Here is an 8,083-nt window from a genome sequence, read left to right as displayed (position 1 = left end):
AGGCCGTCGATGACGCCGAACCAGAAATTGGCTTCGCGCCCGATGCGGCAGATGCGCTCGCCGACCTCCACCTCCGCCACCTGGATGCTGGCGGAGACCCGCTCGCGCAGTTCCGGCTCGATCGCCTTCAGCCAGGGGATGGCGCCCATCTCCTGCGCGCTCGCGGCCCGCGCCCGCAGCCGCAGCGGCTGCGTCGGCACGGCCCCCGACAGGGACGGGTGCAGGGGCGGCGGGGACGGCGAACCCAGCGCGGCGCGGACAGCGGTGTCGGTGATCGAGGCCATCCCCCGTTCATCGCGCCGGCGCATGACAACAGCCTGACGCGCCCCCCTGGGGAAAACGCTGCCCCGAACTCTCCCTAGGAATGTCGTCGCAACGACAACACGGCGTCAATGAGCCGGCCTACAGTCCATTCACCCCGCGGCATGAGCGCCTCCACCAGAGACGGCGACAGCGGGGACCACAAGGAGACGACGGTGGACCAGACCTTCCCCCGCTTGCTGCTCGCCCATGCACGGCAGCGCCCCGGCGCGCCGGCGCTGCGCGAGAAGGAGCTCGGCATCTGGCAGACGCTGGACTGGGCCGGGCTCGCGGCGCTGGTGCGCGATCTCGCGCACGGCTTCGCCGCCGCCGGCATGGCGCGCGGCCAGCACCTGGTGGTCATCGGCGAGAACCGGCCGCGGCTGTACGCGGCCATGCTCGCCGCGCAGTCGCTGGGCGCGATCCCGGTGCCGCTGTACCAGGACGCGGTGGCCGCCGAGTTCGTCTACCCGCTGCAGAACGCCGAGGTCGCCTTCGCCGTCGTCGAGGACCAGGAGCAGGTCGACAAGCTGCTCGAGATCCGCGACCAGTGCCCGGCGCTGCGCCGCGTCTGGTTCGACGATCCGCGCGGCCTGCGCCATTACGCGGCCGACGGCCTGGGCTCGATCGACGGCCTGTGCGACGACGGCCGCGCCCATGCGATGCGCCATCCCGGCTGGTTCGAGCGCGAGGTCGAGGCCGGCCGCGCCGAGGACGTGGCGGCGATGTTCTTCACCTCCGGCACCACCGGCCATCCGAAGGGCGTGGTCCACACCCATGCGACGCTGATCGACCGCGCGCAGGCGGGCGCGCGCTTCGACCGCCTCACCCACGACGAGGAGGTGCTGGCCTACCTGCCGTGCGCCTGGATCGGCCAGAACATCTTCAGCTATGCGCAGTGGCTGGCCTGCGGCTACGTCGTCAACTGCCCCGAGTCGGCCAGCACCGTCAGCATCGACCTCAAGGAGATTGGCCCGACCTACTACTTCGCGCCGCCACGCGTCTTCGAGGGCCTGCTCACCAGCGTGATGATCCGCATGGAGGACGCCGGCGCGCTCAAGCGCTGGCTCTTCGCGCGGTGCATGGCGCTGGCCCATCGCGTCGGGCCGGCGCTGATGGACGGCCAGCCGGTCGGCGCCTGGGAGCGCTTCAAGTACCGGCTCGGCGACCTCGCCGTCTACGGGCCGCTGCGCAACGCGCTGGGCTTCTCGCGGGTGCGCGTGGCCTACACCGCCGGCGAGGCCATCGGCCCCGACCTGTTCAGCTTCTACCGCTCCATCGGCATCAACCTCAAGCAGCTCTACGGCTCGACCGAGACCGCGGTCTTCGTCTGCCTGCAGCCCGACCACGAGGCCAGGTCCGACACCGTCGGCGTGCCCATCGACGGCGTGGAGATCAAGCTGGCCGAGAGCGGCGAGATCCTGGTGCGCTCGCCGGGCCTGCTCAAGGGCTACTACAAGAACCCCGAGGCGACGGCCGAGGTACTGGGCGCCGACGGCTGGTACCGCACCGGCGACGCGGGTTTCCTCGATGCCGGCGGCCACCTGAAGATCATCGACCGCGCCAAGGACGTCGGCCGGCTGCGCGGCGGCGCGCATGACGGCGCGATGTTCGCGCCCAAGTACGTCGAGAACAAGCTCAAGTTCTTCGCCTTCGTGAAGGAGGCGGTGGCCTTCGGCGATGGCCGCGACCGCGTCTGCGCCTTCGTCAACATCGACTTCGAGGCCGTCGGCAACTGGGCCGAGCGCCGCAACCTGCCCTACGCCGGCTACACCGACCTGGCCGGCAAGCCCGAGGTCTACGCGCTGATCCGCGACTGCGTGGAGAAGGTCAACGCCGACCTCGCGCAGGACGAGCGTCTGGCCGGCAGCCAGATCACCCGCTTCCTCGTGCTGCACAAGGAGCTGGATGCCGACGACGGCGAGCTCACCCGCACCCGCAAGGTCCGCCGCGGCGCGATCGCCGACAAGTACCGGGTGCTGATCGAGGCGCTCTACGACGGCCGGCGTCGCAGTACATCGAGACGGCGGTCCGCTTCGAGGACGGCCGCACCGGCAGCGTCGCCGCCGACCTGCGCATCGAGGAGGCCCGCATCTTCTCGCCCACCCGGAGGGCCGCCTGATGAGCGCCATCGCCACCGCGCCGGGCTCGGCGCTGTTCCAGGATGCCCAGGCCGCCGCGGCCGTCGCCGATCCGGGCGCGCCCGCCGCGAGCGAGTCGCCCGCCGCGCAGCGCCGTGTCGGCGAGGTGATCCTGGAAGTCAGCAACATCACGCTGTCCTTCGGCGGCGTGAAGGCGCTCAACGACATCAGCTTCGACGTCCGCGAGCACGAGATCCGCGCCATCATCGGCCCCAACGGCGCGGGCAAGAGCTCGATGCTGAACTGCATCAACGGCGTCTACCAGCCGCAGCAGGGCCGGGTGCTGTTCCGCGGCGAGGACGTGCGCCGGCTGACCCCGCGCACGCGGCTGCGCCGCATGGCCGAGATGGGCGTGGCGCGCACCTTCCAGAACCTGGCGCTGTTCAAGGGCATGAGCGTGCTGGACAACATCATGAGCGGCCGCAACCTGCGCATGCGCACGGGCCTGTTCGCGCAGGCCTTTCGCAATCCGTGGTGGAGCCCGGCGGAGCGTGAGGAGATCGCGCACCGCGAGCACGTCGAGCGCATCATCGATTTCCTCGAGATCCAGCCGTATCGCAAGACGCCGGTGGGCCGGCTGCCCTACGGGCTGCAGAAGCGCGTCGACCTGGGCCGCGCGCTGGCGATGGAGCCCAAGGTGCTGCTGCTGGACGAGCCGATGGCCGGCATGAACGTCGAGGAGAAGCAGGACATGTGCCGCTTCATCCTGGACGTCAACGACGAGTTCGGCACCACCATCGTGCTGATCGAGCACGACATGGGCGTGGTGATGGACATCAGCGACCGCGTGGTGGTGCTGGACTACGGCCGCAAGATCGGCGACGGCCGGCCCGACGAGGTCCGCGCCAACGAGGACGTGATCCGCGCCTACCTCGGCGCCTCGCATTGACGGCAGGACGCAGGAGCGATCGACATGGGCTTCTTCCTCGAAACGCTGATCGGCGGCCTGATGACGGGCATGCTGTATTCGCTGGTGGCGCTGGGCTTCGTGCTCATCTTCAAGGCCAGCGGCGTCTTCAACTTCGCGCAGGGCGCGATGGTGCTGTTCGCGGCGCTGGCGATGGCGCGTTTTGCCGAATGGATCCCGCGCTGGACCGGCCTGAGCGGCAAGCTGGCCGTCAATCTGCTGGCCTTCCTGGTGGCGATGGCGCTGATGGTGGCGGTCGCCTGGCTGATCCAGAAGCTGGTGCTGTCGCGCCTGGTGAACCAGGAAGGCATCACGCTGCTGATGGCCACGCTGGGCATCACCTACTTCCTGGACGGCTTCGGGCAGACGTTGTTCGGCTCGGACATCTACAAGATCGACGTGGGGCTGCCCAAGGATCCGGTGTTCCTCATGGAGCAGAGCTTCCAGGGCGGCGTGATGGTCAACCAGGAGGACCTGGCGGCCGCGCTGATCGCCGCGGTACTGGTCGCCGCGCTGTCGCTGTTCTTCCGCTTCACCGGCACCGGCCGCGCGCTGCGCGCGGTGGCGGACGACCACCAGGCGGCGCAGTCGATCGGCATCCCGCTGTCGCGCATCTGGGTGATCGTGTGGAGCGTGGCGGGCTTCGTCGCGCTGGTGGCCGGCATCATCTGGGGCTCCAAGCTGGGCGTGCAGTTCTCGCTCTCGCTGGTGGCGCTCAAGGCGCTGCCGGTGGTGATCCTGGGCGGACTGACCTCGGTGCCGGGCGCGATCATCGGCGGACTGATCATCGGCGTCGGCGAGAAGCTGTCGGAGATCTACATCGGCCCGTCGCTGGGCGGCGGCATCGAGATCTGGTTCGCCTACGTGCTGGCGCTGGTCTTCCTGCTGATGCGGCCGCAGGGCCTCTTCGGCGAGAAGATCATCGACCGCGTCTGAACGGCTCGAACGCCTGAAACGGAGAACGACATGCTCTATCGCGAGAACGGCCAGTTCAAGACGAGCTACGGCGCGGACCAGCAGATCTTCCCGATCGCGCAGGACCGCGTGGCCATGGGGCTGCTGCTGGCGCTGGCGGTCATCGTGGTGCCGGGACTCGCGAGCGAGTACCTGCTGCGCGCGATCCTCATCCCCTTCCTGATCCTGTCGCTGGCGGCGCTGGGCCTGAACATCCTGGTCGGCTACTGCGGGCAGATCTCGCTGGGCACCGGCGGCTTCATGGCGGTGGGGGCCTACGCGGCCTTCAACTTCCTGGCGCGGGTGGACGGCATGCCGGTGGTCGCCGCCATCCTGCTGGGCGGGCTGTGCGCCACGGTGGTGGGCGTGCTCTTCGGCATCCCGTCGCTGCGCATCCGCGGCCTGTACCTGGCGGTGGCGACGCTGGCCGCGCAGTTCTTCTGCGACTGGGCCTTCCTGCGCATCAAGTGGCTGACCAACGATTCGCCCTCGGGCTCCGTGGGCGTGTCGGGGCTGTCGGTGCTGGGGCTGCCGGTGGAGACGCCGGTGCAGAAATACCTGTTCTGCCTGGCCTTCGTGCTGGTGTTCGGGCTGATCGCCAAGAACCTGGTGCGCGGGCACATCGGCCGCAGCTGGATGGCGATGCGGGACATGGACGTCGCCGCCGCCGTCATCGGCATCCGGCCGATGGCGGCCAAGCTCAGCGCCTTCGCGGTCAGCAGCTTCATCGTCGGCGTGGCCGGCGCGCTGTGGGCCTTCATCCACCTGGGCTCGTGGGAGCCGGCGGCGTTCTCCATCGACCGCAGCTTCCAGCTGCTGTTCATGGTCATCATCGGCGGGCTGGGCTCGATCGCCGGCGCCTTCTTCGGCGCCGCCTTCCTGGTGGTGCTGCCCATCGTGCTGGACAACCTGCCGTACTGGTTCGGCATCCCGATCGACACGGCGCTGGCCTCGCACCTGACCACGATGATCTTCGGCGCGCTGATCGTGTTCTTCCTGATCGTCGAGCCGCACGGCCTCGCGCGGCTCTGGCAGATCGCCAAGGAGAAGCTGCGCCTGTGGCCCTTCCCGCATTGATTCAGCAGTTCCCCGCAGTCCTTCCGGTTCCGACACATTCAACAAGGCATCACGAGTGCCACCAGGAGACAGACCGATGAAGCCGAACAAGACCTCGACGATCGCGGCGCGCGCCGCGCTGATGCTGGCCGCCGCGGCCAGCCTGCTGGGCGGCTCGGGCGCCGCGCTGGCGCAGGCCAAGGAGCAGTTCATCCCGCTGCTGGTCTACCGCACCGGCCCGTATGCGCCCAACGGCACGCCGTGGGCCAACGGCAAGCAGGACTACCTGAAGCTGATCAACGCGCGCGACGGCGGCATCAACGGCGTGAAGATCACCTTCGAGGAATGCGAGACCGGCTACGCCACCGACAAGGGCGTCGAGTGCTACGAGCGGCTCAAGGGCAAGGGCGCATCGCTGTTCGATCCGCAGGCCACCGGCATCACCTTCGCGCTGACCGACAAGGTGCCCACCGACAAGATCCCGCTGGTGACGCTGGGCTACGGGCTGTCGGCCTCGCAGGACGGCAATGTCTTCAAGTGGAATTTCCCGATGATGGGCAGCTACTGGACCGCCGCCGACATGCTGATCCAGCACCTGGCGAAGAAGGAGGGCGGCTTCGACAAGCTCAAGGGCAAGAAGATCGCGCTGGTCTATCACGACTCGCCCTTCGGCAAGGAGCCCATCCCGCTGCTGGAGGAGCGGCAGAAGATGCATGGCTTCGAGCTGGTGAAGATCCCGGTGACGGCGCCCGGCGTCGAGCAGAAGTCGGCCTGGCTGCAGGTGCGCCAGCAGCGTCCGGACTACGTGCTGCTGTGGGGCTGGGGCGTGATGAACTCGACCGCGCTGAAGGAAGCGCAGGCCACCGGCTACCCGCGCGAGAAGATGTACGGCGTGTGGTGGGCCGCGCCGAGCCCGACGTCAAGGACGTGGGCGAAGGCGCCAAGGGCTACAACGCGCTGGCACTGAACGGCTCGGGCCAGCAGGCCAGGGTCATGCAGGACATCCTCAAGCATGTCCATGAGAAGGGCCAGGGCAGCGGGCCCAAGGATGAGGTCGGCTCGGTGCTGTACACGCGCGGGATGATCATCTCGATGCTCAGCGTCGAGGCGATCCGCCGCGCGCAGGAGCGCTTCGGCAAGGGCAAGGTCATGACCGGCGAGCAGGTGCGCTGGGGCCTGGAGAACCTGTCCATCGACCAGAAGCGGCTCGACGCGCTCGGCCTGGGCAACCTGATCCGGCCGATCTCCACCTCCTGCCAGGACCACATGGGCTCCACCTGGGCGCGCGTCCACACCTGGGACGGCAGCAAGTGGAACTTCTCCTCCGACTGGCTGCAGGCCGACGAGCAGATCATCAAGCCGATGGTCAAGGCGGCGGCGGACAAGTACGCCAGCGACAAGAAGGTCACCCGCCGCACCCCGGCGGACTGCCAGAGCTGAGCCCGGAGCGCGCCATGACCAATGTCCTTCTGAACGTCAACGGCATCGAGGTCATCTACAACCACGTGATCCTCGTGCTGAAGGGGGTCTCGATGCAGGTGCCGGAAGGACGCATCGTGGCGCTGCTCGGCGGCAACGGCGCGGGCAAGACCACGACGCTGCGCGCGGTGAGCAACCTGCTCGCCGGCGAGCGCGGCGAGGTGACCAAGGGCTCCATCGAACTGCGCGGCGAGCGCATCGAGCGCCTGTCCACCTCCGCCATGGTCGACCGCGGCGTCATCCAGGTGATGGAAGGCCGTCACTGCTTCGCGCACCTGACGATCGAGGAGAACCTGCTGACCGGCGCCTACACCCGCAAGGACGGCAAGGCCGCGGTGGCCGAGACCCTCGAGAAGGTCTACGCCTACTTCCCGCGCCTGAAGACGCGGCGCGGCTCGCAGGCGGCCTACACCTCCGGCGGCGAGCAGCAGATGTGCGCGATCGGGCGCGCGCTGATGGCCAATCCCAAGATGGTGCTGCTGGACGAGCCCTCGATGGGCCTGGCGCCGCAGATCGTCGAGGAGGTCTTCGAGATCGTCCGCGACCTCAACCAGAAGGAGCGCACCACCTTCCTGCTGGCCGAGCAGAACACCAGCATGGCGCTGCGCTACGCCGATTACGGCTACATCCTCGAGAACGGCCGCGTCGTCATGGACGGCGAGGCCCAGGCGCTGCGGGACAACGAGGACGTGCGCGAGTTCTACCTCGGCATGGGCGGCACCGACCGCAAGAGCTTCCGCGACGTCAAGAGCTACAAGCGCCGCAAGCGCTGGCTGGCCTGAGGCCCGCCGCCGCGCGCCCTGACCGGAGATCCAAGGGAGAGCAGTTCATGGACAACGACTTCTTCGCGCCACCGCCGTTCAAGGTCGAGGAGGCGCTCGTGCAGCTCCGCCGCGCGCTGCGCGACCTGCGCCAGCTCACCGAGCGCGGCGACAGCTGGAGCTTCGAGGGCAGTGAGGTCCTCCGGCTGTCGGCCGGCGACGGCCAGATCAGCGCGCAACTGGCGAAGAAGCCGATGCGCAGCCCCGACTGGGAGACCCGCGCCTGCCGCAGCGCCGCCGACGTGCGCAAGCTCCAGGACGACCTCAAGCGCCGGCTCGCGCAATGGGCGGACGAGTGATGGCCGCGGAGTTCTACGACACCCTCGAGGCCCGCGATCCCGCGCTCCGCGAGGCCGCCCTGATGGCGGCCTGCCGCACCAGATCGCCAACGCGCGGCAGCACACCGAGGCCTTCGCCGCGCTGCT

General features: G+C 68.9%; 5 protein-coding genes and 3 pseudogenes. 7 read left to right on the top strand and 1 reads right to left on the bottom strand.

Going from position 1 to position 8,083, the window contains the following annotated elements; translation table 11 throughout:
- Nucleotides 1-284, bottom strand: a pseudogene (locus FUT87_RS20515) (hypothetical protein); the annotation flags it as partial.
- A gap of 192 nt (nucleotides 285-476) precedes the next feature.
- On the opposite strand from FUT87_RS20515, the pseudogene FUT87_RS20510 reads away from it, so the two are divergent.
- From FUT87_RS20510 to FUT87_RS20480, 7 genes and pseudogenes are all read left to right on the top strand, one after another.
- Nucleotides 477-2,422, top strand: a pseudogene (locus tag FUT87_RS20510) (AMP-dependent synthetase/ligase).
- On the top strand, nucleotides 2,422-3,330 hold the full coding sequence (locus FUT87_RS20505) for an ABC transporter ATP-binding protein (protein WP_147242216.1): 909 nt from the start codon (nucleotides 2,422-2,424) through the stop codon (nucleotides 3,328-3,330). The pseudogene FUT87_RS20510 and the gene FUT87_RS20505 overlap by 1 nt, the downstream one beginning before the upstream one ends.
- Before the next feature lie 24 nt (nucleotides 3,331-3,354).
- Nucleotides 3,355-4,284 (top strand): branched-chain amino acid ABC transporter permease, encoded by a 930-nt coding sequence (locus tag FUT87_RS20500; RefSeq protein ID WP_147242215.1) that lies wholly within the window; start codon nucleotides 3,355-3,357, stop codon nucleotides 4,282-4,284.
- A 30-nt stretch (nucleotides 4,285-4,314) separates the two neighbouring features.
- Nucleotides 4,315-5,379 (top strand): branched-chain amino acid ABC transporter permease, encoded by a 1,065-nt coding sequence (locus tag FUT87_RS20495; RefSeq protein WP_147242214.1) that lies wholly within the window; start codon nucleotides 4,315-4,317, stop codon nucleotides 5,377-5,379.
- A gap of 121 nt (nucleotides 5,380-5,500) precedes the next feature.
- Nucleotides 5,501-6,798 (top strand): annotated as a pseudogene (locus FUT87_RS20490) (ABC transporter substrate-binding protein).
- Between the two features lie 14 nt (nucleotides 6,799-6,812).
- Nucleotides 6,813-7,619, top strand: a complete 807-nt coding sequence (locus FUT87_RS20485) for an ABC transporter ATP-binding protein (protein ID WP_091725821.1) — start codon at nucleotides 6,813-6,815, stop codon at nucleotides 7,617-7,619.
- A gap of 47 nt (nucleotides 7,620-7,666) precedes the next feature.
- On the top strand, nucleotides 7,667-7,957 hold the full coding sequence (locus FUT87_RS20480; protein WP_147242213.1) for a hypothetical protein: 291 nt from the start codon (nucleotides 7,667-7,669) through the stop codon (nucleotides 7,955-7,957).
- Nucleotides 7,958-8,083: the final 126 nt, after the last annotated feature.

The organism is Mitsuaria sp. TWR114 (assembly GCF_007997345.1).
Note: the sequence above shows the minus strand (reverse complement) of the source record. Positions and strands in the feature narration are given on the sequence as shown.